This is a genomic window from Nitrospirillum amazonense (assembly GCF_007828035.1).
GTDB lineage: Bacteria > Pseudomonadota > Alphaproteobacteria > Azospirillales > Azospirillaceae > Nitrospirillum > Nitrospirillum amazonense.
This window is the reverse complement of record NZ_VITV01000013.1, coordinates 81777-96458: the sequence shown is the minus strand read 5'-3', so window position 1 is coordinate 96458 and position 14682 is coordinate 81777. Positions and strand designations below refer to the sequence as shown.

At 67.3% G+C, this 14682-nt stretch carries 16 protein-coding genes; 6 read left to right on the top strand and 10 right to left on the bottom strand.

All coding sequences use genetic code 11. The features are described 5' to 3' along the window. Positions 1 to 56 precede the first annotated feature (56 nt). The 4 genes from FBZ87_RS25650 to FBZ87_RS25635 all read right to left on the bottom strand — a co-directional run bounded on the left by FBZ87_RS25650 (position 57) and on the right by FBZ87_RS25635 (position 4774). Positions 57 to 2321, bottom strand: coding sequence for a xanthine dehydrogenase family protein molybdopterin-binding subunit (locus FBZ87_RS25650; RefSeq protein ID WP_246134602.1), 2265 nt, complete (start codon positions 2319 to 2321; stop codon positions 57 to 59). Positions 2322 to 2376: 55 nt separating this feature from the next. Then, entirely contained in the window at positions 2377 to 3405 is a 1029-nt protein-coding gene (locus tag FBZ87_RS25645) for an FAD binding domain-containing protein (protein ID WP_145613423.1), read from the bottom strand. Between the two features lie 4 nt (positions 3406 to 3409). Beyond that, positions 3410 to 4036 carry a (2Fe-2S)-binding protein gene (locus tag FBZ87_RS25640; RefSeq protein WP_145613422.1) on the bottom strand — a complete coding sequence of 209 codons (627 nt, stop codon included), beginning with the start codon at positions 4034 to 4036 and terminating at the stop codon, positions 3410 to 3412. A 105-nt stretch (positions 4037 to 4141) separates the two neighbouring features. Further along, a complete protein-coding gene (locus tag FBZ87_RS25635) occupies positions 4142 to 4774 on the bottom strand; it encodes a sigma-70 family RNA polymerase sigma factor (RefSeq protein ID WP_145613421.1) in 633 nt (210 codons plus the stop codon). Between the two features lie 349 nt (positions 4775 to 5123). Between FBZ87_RS25635 and FBZ87_RS25630 the strand changes: the two genes are divergently transcribed. The 5 genes from FBZ87_RS25630 to FBZ87_RS25610 all read left to right on the top strand — a co-directional run bounded on the left by FBZ87_RS25630 (position 5124) and on the right by FBZ87_RS25610 (position 7145). After that, a complete protein-coding gene (locus FBZ87_RS25630; protein WP_145613420.1) occupies positions 5124 to 5687 on the top strand; it encodes a sigma factor-like helix-turn-helix DNA-binding protein in 564 nt (187 codons plus the stop codon). Between the two features lie 169 nt (positions 5688 to 5856). Next, positions 5857 to 6051: a NepR family anti-sigma factor gene (locus tag FBZ87_RS25625; RefSeq protein WP_088875491.1), complete on the top strand. Its 195-nt coding sequence runs from the start codon at positions 5857 to 5859 to the stop codon at positions 6049 to 6051. 90 nt (positions 6052 to 6141) lie between these two features. Beyond that, complete coding sequence (locus FBZ87_RS25620) at positions 6142 to 6465, top strand: ArsR/SmtB family transcription factor (RefSeq protein WP_145613419.1); 324 nt, start codon at positions 6142 to 6144, stop codon at positions 6463 to 6465. Then, positions 6462 to 6881: an SRPBCC family protein gene (locus FBZ87_RS25615; RefSeq protein WP_145613418.1), complete on the top strand. Its 420-nt coding sequence runs from the start codon at positions 6462 to 6464 to the stop codon at positions 6879 to 6881. Before FBZ87_RS25620 ends, FBZ87_RS25615 begins: the two co-directional genes overlap by 4 nt. 36 nt (positions 6882 to 6917) lie before the next feature. Next, positions 6918 to 7145: a hypothetical protein gene (locus FBZ87_RS25610; RefSeq protein ID WP_145613417.1), complete on the top strand. Its 228-nt coding sequence runs from the start codon at positions 6918 to 6920 to the stop codon at positions 7143 to 7145. 5 nt (positions 7146 to 7150) lie between these two features. On the opposite strand, the gene FBZ87_RS25605 is transcribed toward FBZ87_RS25610, so the two are convergent. The 6 genes from FBZ87_RS25605 to FBZ87_RS29365 form a co-directional block, all read right to left on the bottom strand. After that, positions 7151 to 9367 carry a catalase gene (locus FBZ87_RS25605; protein ID WP_246134601.1) on the bottom strand — a complete coding sequence of 739 codons (2217 nt, stop codon included), beginning with the start codon at positions 9365 to 9367 and terminating at the stop codon, positions 7151 to 7153. A 61-nt stretch (positions 9368 to 9428) separates the two neighbouring features. Beyond that, positions 9429 to 10478: a DNA topoisomerase IB gene (locus tag FBZ87_RS25600; protein WP_145613416.1), complete on the bottom strand. Its 1050-nt coding sequence runs from the start codon at positions 10476 to 10478 to the stop codon at positions 9429 to 9431. Next, entirely contained in the window at positions 10475 to 10765 is a 291-nt protein-coding gene (locus FBZ87_RS25595) for a PQ-loop domain-containing transporter (protein ID WP_145613415.1), read from the bottom strand. Before FBZ87_RS25595 ends, FBZ87_RS25600 begins: the two co-directional genes overlap by 4 nt. Further along, positions 10762 to 12768, bottom strand: a complete 2007-nt coding sequence (ligD, locus tag FBZ87_RS25590; RefSeq protein ID WP_145613414.1) for a DNA ligase D — start codon at positions 12766 to 12768, stop codon at positions 10762 to 10764. Before ligD ends, FBZ87_RS25595 begins: the two co-directional genes overlap by 4 nt. A gap of 11 nt (positions 12769 to 12779) precedes the next feature. Continuing rightward, on the bottom strand, positions 12780 to 13670 hold the full coding sequence (locus FBZ87_RS25585) for a DUF72 domain-containing protein (protein ID WP_145613413.1): 891 nt from the start codon (positions 13668 to 13670) through the stop codon (positions 12780 to 12782). Between the two features lie 18 nt (positions 13671 to 13688). After that, positions 13689 to 13838 carry a hypothetical protein gene (locus FBZ87_RS29365; RefSeq protein ID WP_157999499.1) on the bottom strand — a complete coding sequence of 50 codons (150 nt, stop codon included), beginning with the start codon at positions 13836 to 13838 and terminating at the stop codon, positions 13689 to 13691. A gap of 200 nt (positions 13839 to 14038) precedes the next feature. Between FBZ87_RS29365 and FBZ87_RS25580 the strand changes: the two genes are divergently transcribed. Continuing rightward, positions 14039 to 14644, top strand: a complete 606-nt coding sequence (locus tag FBZ87_RS25580) for a biliverdin-producing heme oxygenase (RefSeq protein ID WP_186454977.1) — start codon at positions 14039 to 14041, stop codon at positions 14642 to 14644. Positions 14645 to 14682: the final 38 nt, after the last annotated feature.

The following is a 14682-nucleotide window of genomic DNA, read 5'->3' as shown; positions in this document are numbered from 1 at the left end:
CGGGATTCCCCGTCCACTGCCTTGAACACGGATCTGCACGTTTTTGTTCCGAAAGTTCATGTCTGCTGCAACTGAAGCAGCTTGTCCAGGCGCATGGGAATGTCGCGCAGACGCCGGCCCGTGGCATGGTAGATGGCGCTGGCGATGGCGGAGGAGGTACCGACATTGCCCAGTTCACCCAGGCCCTTCACGCCGGCCGGATTCACCTCGGTATCGGTTTCCGGCACCAGGATGACCTCCACCCCCTCCACATCCGCGTTCACCGGCACCAGGTAATCCTGCAGGTCCCGATTGACGGTGCGGGCACGGCGCGGATCGATTTCCGTCATCTCATGCAGCGCGGCGCCCAGGCCCCAGATCATGCCGCCCAGCAGCTGGCTGCGGGCGGTGCGCGGGTTCATGATGCGGCCAGCGGCGAAGGCGCCCACCATGCGCGGCACCCGGATCTCGCCCGTGCGGGCGTGCACCCGCACCTCCACGAACTCCGCCCCGAAGGCGTACATCAGCACCGGGCCCTTGGCCCCGCCCATGATGCCGGGATTGCCCTGTCGCAGCTGTTCAACCGCCCCGGGGGCCGAGCCTTCGGGCGCGAACTCGGCATAGTCCTCCAGCTGTGTCGTGCCCAGCTTCTGGAACAGAGCGCTCAGCGGTGCCGACCGGCCGCTGTCCAGCACGGCCATACCATCGCGCAGGGTGAAGCTTTCCGGCGTGGCGGGAGGGCCGCTGTTGATGGTCGCCGCCCGGTAGAGCTTGTCGCGAATGCCGCCGCAGGCCTTCAGCACGGCGGAGCAGACGCTGGCCGTGCTGACCGACCCGCCGGCGACGGGGCCCGCCGGCAGGGCGCTGTCGCCCATCTCCACCGTCACGTCCTCGACGCTCAGGCCCAGCGCCTGCGCGGCGGTCTGGGCGGCGACGGTGCGCACGCCCGTGCCGATTTCGTGCGCCGCCGTTTGCACCAGCGCCTTGCCGTCGGCCGTCAGGCGCACCCGCGCGGCGCAGGGTGCCACCTGGGTGGGATAGACGGCGGTGGCGCAACCCAGGCCCACCAGCCAATCGCCATCCCGCATCGCGCCCGTCTTCCATACGCCGGCATCCAGGCGGCGCTGCCATCCGAAGGCGGCGGCCGCCTCGTCATAGCACCGCATCAGGGACCGGCTGGTGTAGCGCTTGCCGCTGACCGGGTCGGCCTGGGTATCGTTGACGCGCCGGAATTCCACCGGGTCCAGTCCCAGCTTCTCCGCCATCTCGTCCATGGCGCACTCCAGCCCGAAGACGTAGGGCGTCTCCGGCGGGGAACGCATGTAGCCCGGCGTGTTGCGGTCGGCCTTCACCAACTGCACCTTGGTGTGCACGGCGCCATAGGCGTACAGGCGCGCCGTGGTCTCGGTACCGCCCACGACATAATCGTCGGGGCGCGACGTCAGCTCCCAGCCCTCATGGCTGAAGGCGCGGATCTTGCCGTCGCGGCCGGCACCCATCCGGATGCGCTGGCGCGTCTCCGCCCGAAAGGTGGCGGTGGTGTAGCCCTGGGCCCGGGTGCAGACGCACCGCACCGGCCGCTGCACCAGCTTGGCCGCCAGGGCCACGGCGGCGGTGCGCGGCGTCATGGGCCCCTTGGAGCCGAAGGCACCGCCGATGTATTCGCTGACCACGCGGATGTTGGCCGCATCCATGTCCAGCTGCTTGGCCAGTTGCGCCCGCCATCCCGCCACGAACTGGCTGGGCTCGTACACCGTCAGCCGCCCATTGTTCCATTCCGCCGTGGTCGAGAACAATTCCATGGGATTGTGATGCTGCGCGGCGGTGTTGTAGGTCGCGTCCAGCACCACCGGCGCCGCCTTGAATGCCGTATCGAAATCGCCCGCCTTGGGGTCCTCCGGATACATCGGGCTGGCGCCGGCGCCAGCCACGATCTCCACGCCGCTGGTGTCGAAGCCGGCGCTGGGCGTGTCGTGATCGTAGGTGACAGCCACCAGATCCGCCGCCTCCTGCGCAGCCTCCTGCGTCTCGGCCACGACGATGGCCAACATCTGGCCATCGTGCCAAATCCGCTCCTCATTCAGCGGCTGGATGGAGGTGCTGCCGCCGGTGCCGAACTTGGGCGCGGTCAGCTGGCCTTGCGCCCGGTCCCGCGTCAGCACCAGCAGCACGCCGGGAACGGCCGCCGCCGCGGTGGTATCCAGGCTGCGGATGCGGCCGCGGGCGATGGTACTGGTCACCATCACGGCGTGGGCCAGGTTGTGCAGGGGGGTATCAGCCGGATAGCGGGCCTGACCCGTCACCTTCAGCCGGCCATCGATGCGGGCGACGGGTGCGCCCATGTTCTCCCGGGACGGTTCCCCAGGGGACGGCTTCCCAGGGCGCGGCGGCACGGCGTCAGGCATGGGTCACCCCGTTTCGCGATGTCGGCGGTGGCGGTTGAAGCGCGCCGGCCTGCAGCAGCGCCTGCACCAGCACCTCCTGGCCCAGGGGCACCTTGAAGGCATTGTGCGCACGGGTGCGGGCGCCGGCGAAAGCGGCATCGGCGGCGACGCGGGCAGCACCCTCATCCAAGGGTTTGCCCACCAGAGCGGCCTCCGCCGCCTCGGCCCGCCATGGCACGGTGGCGACACCGCCCAGCGCGATGCGCGCCTGTTTCACGCGGCCACTTTCCAGGTCCAGCGCCACGGCCGCCGATGCCAAGGCGAAGGCGTAGGAGCGCCGGTCGCGCACCTTGACGTAGCGCGACCGCCAAGACCAGGGGCTGGCAGGCACCACCAAAGCGGTGATCAGCTCATCCGGGGCCAGCGTCGTTTCAAGGTAGGGTGTGGTTCCCGGCTGGCGATGGACCTTGGCCACCGGCACCAGGCGGACGCCGCGCGGGCCCGTCAGCTCCACCTGGGCATCCAGGACCAGCAGGGCCTGGGCCATGTCACCCGGATATGTCGCGATGCAGGCGTCGCTGGTGCCCAGCACGGCGTGCTGGCGGTTCAGGCCGTCCAGCGCGGCGCAGCCGGACCCGGGCCGGCGTTTGTTGCAGGGCCAGGACGCCTCGCGGAAATACTCGCAGCGGGTGCGTTGCAAAAGGTTGCCGCCGAGGCTGGCCATGGTGCGGATCTGCCGGCTGGCGGCCAGGGCCAAGCTGTCGGCCAGCACGGGATAGCGGGCGCGGATGCCGGGATGATCCTCCGCCTCCGCCATGCGGACCAGGGCGCCGAGGCGCAAGCCTTGATGATCCAGGGTGATACGGCCCAGCGCCGCCGTCTCTTGGCTCAGGCCGTTGATGTCCACCAGGTGCTTGGGCGACACGACGCCCAGGCGCATGTAGTCGACCAGGTTGGTTCCGCCGGCGACGACGGTGGCGTCGGGAGCGGCGCGCAGGGCCTCGGTCACGCTGTCGGCGCGATCGAACAGGAAAGGCTGCATGTCGCTACGCCTCCATCTCGGTCTTCGCCTGGCGAATGGCGGCGATGATGTTGGGATAGGCGGCGCAGCGGCAGACGTTGCCGCTCATGTATTCCCGTATCTGGTCGTCATCGCCGGCATGCCCCTCCTTGACGCAGGCGACGGCCGACAGGATTTGTCCCGGCGTGCAATACCCGCACTGGAAGGCGTCCTGGTCGATGAAGGCCTGTTGCATGGGGTGCAGGGTATCGGGCGCCGGCGCCAAGCCCTCGATGGTGGTCACCTGGTGCCCCTGGGCCATGACCGCCAGCCGCAGACAGGACAATTCCCGACGACCATCCACCAGCACGGTGCAGGCGCCACACTGGCCGTGATCACAGCCCTTCTTGGTGCCCGTCAGGCCCAGCCGGTCACGCAATGTGTCGAGCAAGCTGGCACGGGCGTCCAGGCTCAACCGGTGATCCTGGCCGTTGACTGTGAGGGTGACGGTGTGGAGCGCGCGGGGATCACGGGCTTCGGCCGCCTCAGCCGCCAGCGCGGTTGCCGCGTCCCCGGGGCTTGGCAAGGTGGCGGCCCCACCCGCCGCGGCCCCGCCGACGGCGGCCAGGAAATGGCGGCGGTTCACAGTGCCGGATTGGGAGCGGTCAGGCATGGCGCGGCGTCCCGGCTGGGATGGAAGGGCTCGGATGGGGGTCGGCTTCGGCTAGGGAACGGCGCGGGCGCGTCCTGGTTCCGCGGCACCGGTGCCGCAGGTTCTCTAATGCCGCGTCCACTGGGTCGTGGAGGTCGCATCGGCACCGGCCGGCAACGTGGTGGCGCCCAGGGCGACGACGCGATTGGGCAGACCCATCAGGCCGGCCAGCTTGGTGCGGGCCCGGTTCACGCGGCTTTTGATGGTGCCCAGGGCGCAGCCGCAGATCTCCGCCGCCTCTTCATAGCTGACGCCAGCACCACCCACCAGGATCAGCGCCTCCCGCTGGTCTTCCGGCAGGGCGGCCAGAGCCACCTTCAGCTCACGCCCGGTGATACCCCATTCCTGCGCAGGCTCCATCATCAGGCGGCCGGTGTGAAAGCCGTCCGGATCGGCCACTTCGCGTTGGCGGCGCTTGGCAATGGAATAGTGGCGGTTACGCAGGATGGTGAACAGCCAGGCGCGCAGGTTCGTGCCGGGCGTGAACTGGTCGGCATGCGACCAGGCGCGCACCACGCAATCCTGGACCAGGTCGTCGGTGTCGGCGGTATTGCCGGTGAGCGACCGGGCGAAGGCGCGCAGCGCTGGCAACAGGCGCAACACCTCGTCACGAAATTCCGGCTGTCGCGCATCCGTGTTTCGCGTGTCGGCGTTCAGCGCACCCGCCGGCAGATCCGTCGATAGTAAATCAGATGGCATAACGTGCCCCGTATCAAGATTCTCTCAAGGAAAACGGGATCCTCGAGAATCGGATGGATGAGGTCTTCAGGTCGATTCGAGATTATCGCGGCGCTTTCTGCGGCACGCGGTGAAAGCATAGACCCATAAAACTGAGTCGTGTTCGGATTTTCCGGGAGGGGCTACACGTCTCTATTGTGCCACGAACACGTATATGTCGTATGCGGAACCGCCTATACCAAACGAATTCATTATGGCATGCGCCCTAGCGCGAAAACGTGCATCGAAAGTTTCCAAGACCAAGGAAACTTTCGCGCCGGTCGGCAGGTTCGGAAACCAGATAGCCAGATAGAGAGGAGCGACGCAGATCATGCCGGCACACCGCAGCGCCCCCGCCGACCTCATCACCGAACAGCTACCCTGTTTGCGCCGCTATGCCCGGGCATTGACCGGCAGCGCCATCAGCGGCGACGCCTACGTCCGCATGGTATTGGAAACGCTGGTGCAGGACGGCGTGGGCATCCTGGGGCCGGACGCCGACCGCGGCACGCTGTTCCGTCTGTTCCACTGCATCTATGCCGGTGGGCATCTTGAGTTGGGGGACGAAGGCCCCGTGCCCGAAACCATGGGCCCTGGCGCCCTGTTGCGCACCCTGCCGTGCGAACGGCGCGAGGCATTGCTGTTGACCGCGGTGGAAGGCTTCACCGCCGATGAGACCGCCCGGATTCTGGGCCTGCCGCTGGACGAGGTGGAACACCAGATCAAGCTGGCCCGCCAGGCTTTCCGTGACGGCCTGCGGTCGGGCGTGCTCATGCTGGAGGACGACATGACCATCCGGCTTCCTCAGGCGGGCGATATGCCGCCGCATGCACACGCTTCCCTCCGTCATCCCGCCGACGCCCCTCCCGGCGGCTGGGGCGCCGGCTTGCAATAAAACACGCTCCAAGGGGTGGCTGGCCGCAGGCGGCTCCATTAAGCTGACTGCACCGGCGGCGTAGCCTTTGATCACGAAAGTTGTTCCAGCTGTCGGGGGACATGCGGGCGCCAGGGCGCGCCGGCCCAAACAAGGCCCAATCACCAGGGCCGCATCCAGGGGATCCGTCATGACCAAGCAGCCGAAGGCCCCGAATGGCAAGCGATCGCTGCTGACGGCCAGCACCCGTCCGATGCCGCCTGGCCCGCAAACCGTGCTTGACCGGGGCCTGCGCGAGATGTTCGAGGATGAGGCGGCGGAACCCGTGCCCCAACACCTGTTGGACCTAGTCGATAAGCTGCATCAGAAAAACCGCAAGCACTGACACGGCGGCCAAGCCAAGCCGCGTTTCGCTCTTGACTCATTCATAACCGATCAGCTATGGATTAATTCATAACTGACTGGTTATGAATCTATGCCCCGAGACCCCGACCTCCTGTTCCGGACGCTGGCCGACCCGACCCGCCGGGGAATTTTTGAGCAATTGTGCCGGCGGGGGGAACAGACCGTGGCGGCGTTGACGGCACATGCCGGCGTTTCCCAACCCGCCGTCTCCAAGCATCTAGCCGCGCTGAAACAGGCCGGCCTGGTGCGTGACCGGCCGGAAGGCCGCCAAACCCATTACAGCGCACAACCCAAGGCCCTGGCCCCGCTGGCCGACTGGACCCAGCAGATGGCCAGCTTTTGGGACGCCCGCTTCGACGCCCTGGAAGATTTGCTGAAAAGGATGGATCAATGACCGCCCCTGCGACCGCCGCCGAAACACGTTCCGTCATCATCGAGCGCGAGGTGCCGTATCCGCCGGAGAAAATCTGGCGCGCCCTGACCCAGCCGCACCTACTGGCGGAATGGCTGATGAAGAACGATTTCCAGCCCACGGTGGGTCACCGCTTCGACTTCAGGGGCGACTGGGGTTCCGTGGATTGCACGGTGCTGGAGGTGGAACAGCAGCGTACCCTGTCCTACAGCTGGGCGGCCATGGGGCTGGACAGCGTCGTCACCTGGACCCTAACACCGTCGCCTACAGGTACCCACCTGCGCATGGAACAGGTCGGTTTCCGTGCAGACCAGGACCAAGCCTATCGCGGCGCCCAATACGGCTGGACCCAGTTCCTGGCCAAGCTGGAGCAGATCCTGGCCGGCATTCCCGTCTGAAATCCCAGCCCGACGGGAACTAGGGAGGCTTTTCCAATGAACTGGGCCACAAGCATCCGCCAGCTTCATCGCTGGCTTTCCATCGCCTTCACCGGTGGCGTCATCATCTATATGGCGGTCATGGGCGGGGGCCGGCAACCGGCCGCCTGGGTCGGACTGCTGGCCCTGGTCCCGCTGATCCTGCTGCTGGCCTCCGGCCTCTACCTATTCGCGCTACCTTATATCCGCCGGGGCCGCGCGGATGCGCAGCGCGTGAGCGGCTAGGCGCCTCAGGCGGGCACCGGCGCCACGTTCCGCTGGGGAAAACGGTGGCGGCGCATGGCCTCGACGAACAAGGTCAGCGTGTCCTCCAATGTCTCGCCGATGATGACCCCCTCCTCTTTCAGCACGGTGGGCAGGTTGGCGGCTGCCAATACCTGTTCGCCCGTGCCGATGGCGGCGATGGGCTTGCCATGCAGGAAGGCCTCGTTGAGGAAATGGCGGAACAGACCGCTGGCCTGTAGGGCGCTGGTGTCCACCCCACCCGGCACGATCACCGCGTCATAAACCACCGACGGGGCGTTGGGCGCGGCGCGCGTGACGGGCACGAGGACGCCATCAGCGCCCTGCACCGTGCCGGCGGTGGGGGCCACCACCTCCACGATCGCCTCCTCATCCATCAGCGTCTCCTGGATGATGGTCAGCTGTTCGGCGCTGACGCCCTTGTCCACCAGCACCGCCACCTTGCGACCCCGGATATCTTCCGCCAACCGGTCCATGCTGAGCGCAGGTGACCGGCCGACCCTAAGACCGGCATTGGGAAGATCGGCGCCGGTCTGGCCCGCGACCGCCGAATGCGTCCGAGCCTCCGGCAACGGAATGCCCGTCCGCGCGGCCACGCCCTGCGCCAACTCCAGCGCGATATTGCTCAGGATCACATCCATCACCCGCTGGCGCACCACCATGTCGGTGCACTGGTTCAACTCGAAGGAGAAGGCGGCGACGATGTGGTCTTTCTCCCACCCCGTCATGCTGTTCCAGAACAGGGTGGCCTGGCTGAAATGGTCACCGAAGCTGTCACTGCGCACGCGAATCTTGGCGCCGTCCACCTTTTCGGCATAGCTGCGGAAGGCATCGGCGGCCTCCGGCGAATGCATGGGACAGCCGTGGGCAAGGCCATTGGGGAAATAGGCCACGCGGCCCCGGTTGATCTGCCGGCGGCCCATGCCGTCGCGCTGGTTGTTGTCCACCCGCTGCAGCGGCCGGTTGATGGGCAACTCGGCGAAGTTCGGGCCCACACGGCGCAGCTGGGTATCGAGATAGGAGAACAGGCGCCCCTGCAGCAGCGGATCGTTGGTGAAGTCGATGCCCGGCACGACGTGGCCGACGTGAAAGGCCACCTGTTCGGTTTCGGCGAAGAAGTTGCCAGGGTTGGCCGTCAGGGTCATCAGGCCCACCCGACGCACCGGCACTTCCTCCTCCGGGATGATCTTGGTGGGGTCCAGGATGTCGACGCCGTACTTGAACTCATCCTCCTCCTCGATGACCTGCAGGCCCAGTTCCCATTGCGGAAAATCGCCGCGCTCGATGGCGTCGAACAGGTCGCGGCGATGGAAGTCGGGATCTTTGCCGGCGGTCTTCTGCGCCTCGTCCCACACCTGGCTGAAAACGCCCTTCAGCGGTTTCCAGTGGAACTTGACGAAGCGCGCCTTCCCCGCGGCATTCACCAGGCGGAAGGTGTGGACGCCGAACCCCTCCATGGTGGCGTAGCTGCGGGGAATGGCCCGGTCGCTCATCACCCACATCAGCATGTGGGCGGACTCCGGGGTCAGCGACACGAAGTCCCAGAAGGTGTCATGCGCCGACTGGGCCTGCGGAATCTCGTTATGCGGTTCCGGCTTCACCGCATGGATCAGGTCGGGGAACTTGACGGCGTCCTGGATGAAGAAGACGGGCATGTTGTTGCCCACCAAGTCCCAGACACCCTCCTCCGTATAGAACTTGACGGCGAAGCCGCGCACGTCGCGCACCGTGTCGGCCGACCCGCGCGACCCCGCCACGGTGGAAAAGCGCACGAACACCGGCGTTTCCTTGGCCGGGTCCTGGAAGGGCGCGGCGGTGGTGAGGTCGGTCAGCGGCTCATAGACCTGGAAGATGCCGTGGGCGGCGGCACCCCGGGCGTGCACCACCCGCTCCGGGATGCGTTCGTGGTCGAAGTGAGTGATCTTCTCCCGCAGATGAAAGTCTTCCATCAGCGTCGGCCCCCGGGCCCCAGCGCGCAACGAATTCTGGTCGTCGCTGACCTTCAGTCCCTGGTTGGTGGTCAGCGCCGACCCTGCCTCCTGGTTATCCGCCGCCAAGTCACGCTGCTTGGCCGTGTCACCGCCGACGAAGGGCACGCTGGGCATCGCGGGTTTGGCCGCCGGCTGGGCCACCGCGTCCGGGGTGGGGCTGGGCGTCGGCGGCACCGGGCGCACGGGCGTGTCGTCGTAACGGGTGTCGGACATGGGCTTCCTCTTTGTCGGGACGGCTTTGGCGAGATGGCGGTCCACGCTCCAACCGCCCGGCTCAGCTCAAGTTCCCCGCGTCCTGACGCTTTTCCGCGCGGCGCAGCACGGTCAGCACCGCGGCCTCCGCCGGGGACAGCCCCGCCGGCCCGTCCTGGCGCAGGCGCAACCGGAAACGGCCGGCCAGGTAATCGTCCATGATCACCGGGTGGACATAGCATTGACGGCAAACGGTGACGGTGTTGCCCAAGCGAGCCGCCACCTGTTTCAACGCGGCGGTGACCATGCGCCGGCCGTGGGTGGGGCTGGTGGGCGGCGGGCTGTCGTTCAGCGCCAGGGCCATCATGACCGTGCCGGCCCAGGTACGGAAATCCTTGGCCGTGACCCCGTCTTCACGCTTGGCCCCCTTCCCCTCCGCCGCCTCGCGAAGGTAGGCGTTCACATCAGCGGAACTGACCTCCCGCCGGTTACCGTCAGCGTCCAGATATTGGAAAAGGGGCTGCCCGGGCAGCTCCTGGCAGGCCTTGACGATCCGGGCCACCCGCCGGTCGGTCACCTTCAGCCGCCAGAGCTTGCCGCTCTTGCCCTTGAAGTCGAAGCGCAGGGACGACTTCTCCACGCTGACGTGGGCGGCGCGCAGGGTGGTCAGGCCGTAGCTCTGGTTGTCGCGGGCGTAATCGGCGTTGCCCACGCGGATCAGCGTCGTCCCCAGCAGGTGGACGATGGTCGCCAGCACCTTGTCGCGTGGCAAGCCGGGCAGCGCGAGGTCGCGGGCCACACGGTCGCGGATCAACGGCAGACGCCGGGCGAAATCGATCAGGTGGTGGAACTTGGCCCCCTCCCGCGCCTGGCGGAAGGCGGGATGGTACATGTACTGCTTGCGCCCCTTGGCATCACGGCCGGTGACCTGCAAATGGCCGTTGGCGTCGGCACAGATCCAGACGTCCGTCCAGGCCGGCGGGATGACCAGGGCCTTAATGCGGGCGCGCAACACCGGGTCGCGCACCGTGGCGCCGTCCGGCAGGCAATAGCGAAAGCCCGACCCGGACTTGCGTCGCCGGATGCCGGGATCGCTGTCGCTGACATAGACCAAGCCCGCCTCATCGCTCATTCGGCGGCCTCAGGCGCCTTCGCGCGGCGCTGGCTGAGATATAGTCCCTGGCCCACGACAGCCGTGGCCAGGATCAGAGCGTTGGTGGTGACGAACACCCAATTGCCCAGCAGCCAGGAATAGGTGACGAAGCCGATGGAGGTGGCGATCTGCCCCGTGAACAGCCAGGGCGACACCCCCTTGGTCGAGCGCTCGCGCCACTGCGTCCAAATCTGGCACGCCAGGGTCAGGAACAGCAGCAGCGCCGCTAGCCAGCCGATAAGGTCCGCGAAGCCAGGCGCGATCATCCGTTGTAGGCCCCCGCACCCACCTTCACCCCCAGCACGCGGCAGGCCGCGGCGCCCAAATCCTGCTCCAGCTCAAAATATCGGGCCCAGGGATCGGCGCGCCGCATCAGGGCGGGGGCATCGGCGGTGGTGTAGAAATCCGCCCGTTCCACCTTGGCCAATTCCTCCCAGCTGACCGGGCAAGCGACGGGGGTGCCGCCGCCGGCGCGCGCGGGCTTGGCCCGGGTCGAGTAGGGGGCAATGGCCGAGGAGCCCCGCGTATTGCGGAAATGATCGATGAAAATGCGACCCTGGCGCCGAGCCTTGCTCATGGTGGCGACGTAGGCGTCGGGGTTGGCTTCCACCAGTTGTTCCGCCACGGCCTTCGCGAAGGCGGCCACCACCGGCCATTGGCGGCGCCCGCCGGCGGCGCCGGGACCCAGCGGAGCCACGACATGCACGCCCTTGCCGCCCGTCAGCAGGGGGAAGCTGACGAGATCCAGCGCCGCCAGGACATCGCGCATGGCCACCGCCGCCGCCTTGACCTTGGCGAAGGGCAGGCTGACGTCGGGATCCAGGTCGAATACCAGCCGGTCGGGGGATTCCAACTTGCGCACCTGGCTGCCCCATAGGTGCAGCTCCAACACGCCCATCTGGGCCGCCGCCCGCAACCCCGCCGCGTCCGTCAGGTAAAAATAGTCACTCTGTCTTCCATCCTTCTCCTTCACCGCCTTGCGCCGCCACCAGGCCGGCGTGCCGGAAGCGGCATGGCGCTGGAAGAAGCAGGCCTGCCCTGTTCCTTCGGGACAGCGCAGTAGGCTCAGCAGCCGGCCTGCGGCATAGGGCAACATGCGCGATGCCACCGTTTCCAGATAGTCGGCCAGGTCCTGCTTAGTCAGGCCGGAGACGGGGTCCAGCACCCGCTCCGGATGGGTCAGCGGGACCTGACCCTTGGGCGGGCCCGCTTCCTTCGCCGCCTGGCCCACGGGTTCCGCCTTTTCCAGCACCACGGCCTTGGCCGGCTTGTCGCCGCGCAACCCCAGGAAGCGGCCCTGCCGCACCAGTTGATCGGCGGTGAAGCCGGCGAAGGCGATTTCCGCCACCAACTCGGGCTTCACCCAGCGCGCCTCCCGGGCGATGGCGGGGGGTACGCTGTCCACTGCCACCGTCGGGCTCTTACGTCCCAGGGCGTGCAACCGCGCCTCCAGCCCCGCCTGGGTGTCGGCGTCGAAGCCGCTGCCCACCCGGCCGGCGTAGCGCAAGGCACCATCCTCCCTTAGGCCCAGCAGCAAGGAGGCGAAGGCCCGCCCATGGGTGGAGGGCGACCAGCCGACGATGACGAATTCCTGGCGGTTGCCACACTTCACCTTCAGCCAGTCATGGCCCCGGCCCGGGTGATAGGGGGCGCTCGCCCGCTTGGCGATGATGCCTTCGAAACCCTGTTCACATAGGGTGGCCAGCAAGGCGGCGCCACCGCCCATCACGTGGTCGGTATAGAAGACCGGGCCGGTCTTGCCGGTTTCCCCCAGCAAGGCGGCCAGACGCGCCTTGCGTGCCACCAGCGGGCGGGCGCCCCAATCGCGCCCGGCTTCCGCCAGCAGATCGAAAACGTAGTAATTCAGCGCCGCCTGATCGTCCTTCATGGCGTGCTGCAGGGTGTTGAAGCTGCTGATCCCCCGGGAATCCAAAGCAACGATCTCCCCGTCCAGCAGCACCGGCGGCAGGTCCAGCGCCGCCAGCGCCTGCACGATGGTGGGGAAGCGATCGGTCCAATCAAGGCCTGAGCGGGTGTGAATGCGCACCTCCTGCCCAGAAGCCGCCACCACCGCGCGGTAGCCGTCGAACTTGGCCTCGAACAGCCAATCCGGCCCCTCCGGCGGGGTGTCGACCAAGGTAGCCAGCGCTGGCTCCATGAAGGCGGGCGGCAGAATTTGCGCGCGCGATGGCCGTACCGTATCCGGCCCCTTGGATGGCTCTTTCGATGGATGGTCCAGCACCTCGTCATCGGGGATGTCACGGCCCACGGCGCCCTCCCTCAATGGTCCAAGCGGCCGACCAAGGCGCGGGCGTCATCGGGCGCCCGCAGCTTGTCGGTGTTGTCGAAGTAGAGGAAGACGTCGCGCGGTGAGGGGTGCGGGTCGGTTGGCGGCTCGACATAATCGTCACGCCCATAGTCGCCGGCGTCCAGCGGCCGCCCCCCGGCCCAGGCGGCTACACGCCGCGCCCAGCGGTCCAATTCGTCGGTACCGTAACCGCTGCGGTATAGTTCGCTGGAACCGTGCAGGCGGCAGTAGACGAAGTCCGACGTCAAATCCATAAGGCGCGGCCATGCAACCGTGTCGGCGCAGACCAGCGCCACGCTGTGCTGGCGCAGCAGGTCGATAAAGGCCGGATCGCGAAAACTCTCGTGGCGGATTTCCACGGCATGACGCAGCCGACGGTGAGGGCCGGATTGCATCCAGGCGCGGGCCTTGAGATTATCGTCGTGGCGGTGGGCCAGGTCGGCCGCGTGTTCCGTGTCGTGAGGCAACAGCGCCAGGAAGTCGCCCAACAGTTGGGCATCGAATTTGAAGCTGGGCGGGAATTGCCACAGCAGGGGTCCCAGCTTATTCCCCAGCCGCAGCAGGCCGGAGGCCAGGAAGTTGGCCAGCGGAGCCACGGGATCCTTCAACCGCCGGATATGCGTGATATAGCGTGGCGCCTTTACCGCAAAGACGAAGCCGTCGGGCGTCTCCTCATTCCACCGGGCGAACACATCCGGCGTCTGCAGCCCATAAAAGGTGCCGTTGATCTCGATGCTGCGGAAGACGCCGCTGGCATATTCCAACGCGCGGCGCTGGGGCAGGCCTTCCGGGTAAAAGGCCCCACGCCAGGGGGCGTAGGTCCAGCCGGAGATGCCGATGCGAACGTCCGCCTGGGGCGCCATGATGCCGCCGGTCCTTCCTTACCACCACTTGCCCAACCACCAAGCCAGCGCGAAGGCCACGATCACCAAGGCCAGGCTGACCAGAAGGACGGCCAAGACCGGCCGTCCCAGGGTGGCCCCCCGCGCCTCCCGCGCGGTCAGGACGACATGGTCTTTCTTGCGTTCCATCTTCGGGCCCTCGCTCGCTGCCAGGTCACAGCCAAAGCAACCACCGGATGCCGCGCAGGGTTCCGTGGCGGGCGGAAAGGGGGCGGTGGCAGGCCCCAGCGGTGCCGCCGACGTGGGCACACCCGACATGGGCACCATTGATTTCCACGGGGGCCGCGATATGTCACTGGCTGAGGTCCGACGAGGAGGAAGGAGCGGGCGTGACGCTACTGAGATCAGTGCTGCGCATGGGTACGGCAGCCTGCCACGCCACCCTGGACAGGCAATTCGCCACGCTGGATGTCAGCCACCTGCCGGACTACTTCCATCTGCTGAAAGCCCAGCACCCGGCATTGCGCGCCGTTGAATTGAGCCTGGAGGCGGCAGGGGTGGAACTGATCCTACCCGACTGGCAACAGCGGCGCCGTCGCCACGCGCTGGAGGCGGACCTGGCAGCGCTGAATGCCGACAACCGCCTGTCGGCGGTGCTGGTGGAAGCGCCGATCATCCGCAGCCGGGCGGAGGCCCTGGGTCATCTGTATGTGCTGGAAGGATCACGGCTGGGCGCCGAGGTGCTGTTGCGCCGGGCGCTGGATTCAGGCGACCCCCTCATTCCCCGGGCCACCCGCTTCCTGGCGCATGGCCGGGGCCGCCCCTTCTGGCGCGACTTCGTGGCCCTGCTCAACAAGGAAGCCGCGGACAGCGCTTTCCGGGCCGACGCCGTCACGGCCGCAGTCGCCTCCTTTGGCCTATTCCAAAAGGCCGCCGAGCAGGTCCTAGGCCATTATCAGGCTAGCCACGGCCGCAGGCGGGTGTCAGAAAAATGAGCCGCGGCCCCATATTCGCCTTAAATTTCCGGCAAATG

Excerpts from the sequence above, each read along its gene's own strand:
- FBZ87_RS25650 (WP_246134602.1), bottom strand. The coding sequence starts at position 2,321 with ATGGGCGCACCCGTCGCCCGCATCGATGGCCGGCTGAAGGTGACGGGT.
- FBZ87_RS25645 (WP_145613423.1), bottom strand. The coding sequence starts at position 3,405 with ATGCAGCCTTTCCTGTTCGATCGCGCCGACAGCGTGACCGAGGCCCTG.
- FBZ87_RS25640 (WP_145613422.1), bottom strand. The coding sequence starts at position 4,036 with ATGCCTGACCGCTCCCAATCCGGCACTGTGAACCGCCGCCATTTCCTG.
- FBZ87_RS25635 (WP_145613421.1), bottom strand. The coding sequence starts at position 4,774 with ATGCCATCTGATTTACTATCGACGGATCTGCCGGCGGGTGCGCTGAAC.
- FBZ87_RS25630 (WP_145613420.1), top strand. The coding sequence starts at position 5,124 with ATGCCGGCACACCGCAGCGCCCCCGCCGACCTCATCACCGAACAGCTA.
- FBZ87_RS25625 (WP_088875491.1), top strand. The coding sequence starts at position 5,857 with ATGACCAAGCAGCCGAAGGCCCCGAATGGCAAGCGATCGCTGCTGACG.
- FBZ87_RS25620 (WP_145613419.1), top strand. The coding sequence starts at position 6,142 with ATGCCCCGAGACCCCGACCTCCTGTTCCGGACGCTGGCCGACCCGACC.
- FBZ87_RS25615 (WP_145613418.1), top strand. The coding sequence starts at position 6,462 with ATGACCGCCCCTGCGACCGCCGCCGAAACACGTTCCGTCATCATCGAG.
- FBZ87_RS25610 (WP_145613417.1), top strand. The coding sequence starts at position 6,918 with ATGAACTGGGCCACAAGCATCCGCCAGCTTCATCGCTGGCTTTCCATC.
- FBZ87_RS25605 (WP_246134601.1), bottom strand. The coding sequence starts at position 9,367 with ATGTCCGACACCCGTTACGACGACACGCCCGTGCGCCCGGTGCCGCCG.
- FBZ87_RS25600 (WP_145613416.1), bottom strand. The coding sequence starts at position 10,478 with ATGAGCGATGAGGCGGGCTTGGTCTATGTCAGCGACAGCGATCCCGGC.
- FBZ87_RS25595 (WP_145613415.1), bottom strand. The coding sequence starts at position 10,765 with ATGATCGCGCCTGGCTTCGCGGACCTTATCGGCTGGCTAGCGGCGCTG.
- FBZ87_RS25585 (WP_145613413.1), bottom strand. The coding sequence starts at position 13,670 with ATGGCGCCCCAGGCGGACGTTCGCATCGGCATCTCCGGCTGGACCTAC.
- FBZ87_RS29365 (WP_157999499.1), bottom strand. The coding sequence starts at position 13,838 with ATGGAACGCAAGAAAGACCATGTCGTCCTGACCGCGCGGGAGGCGCGG.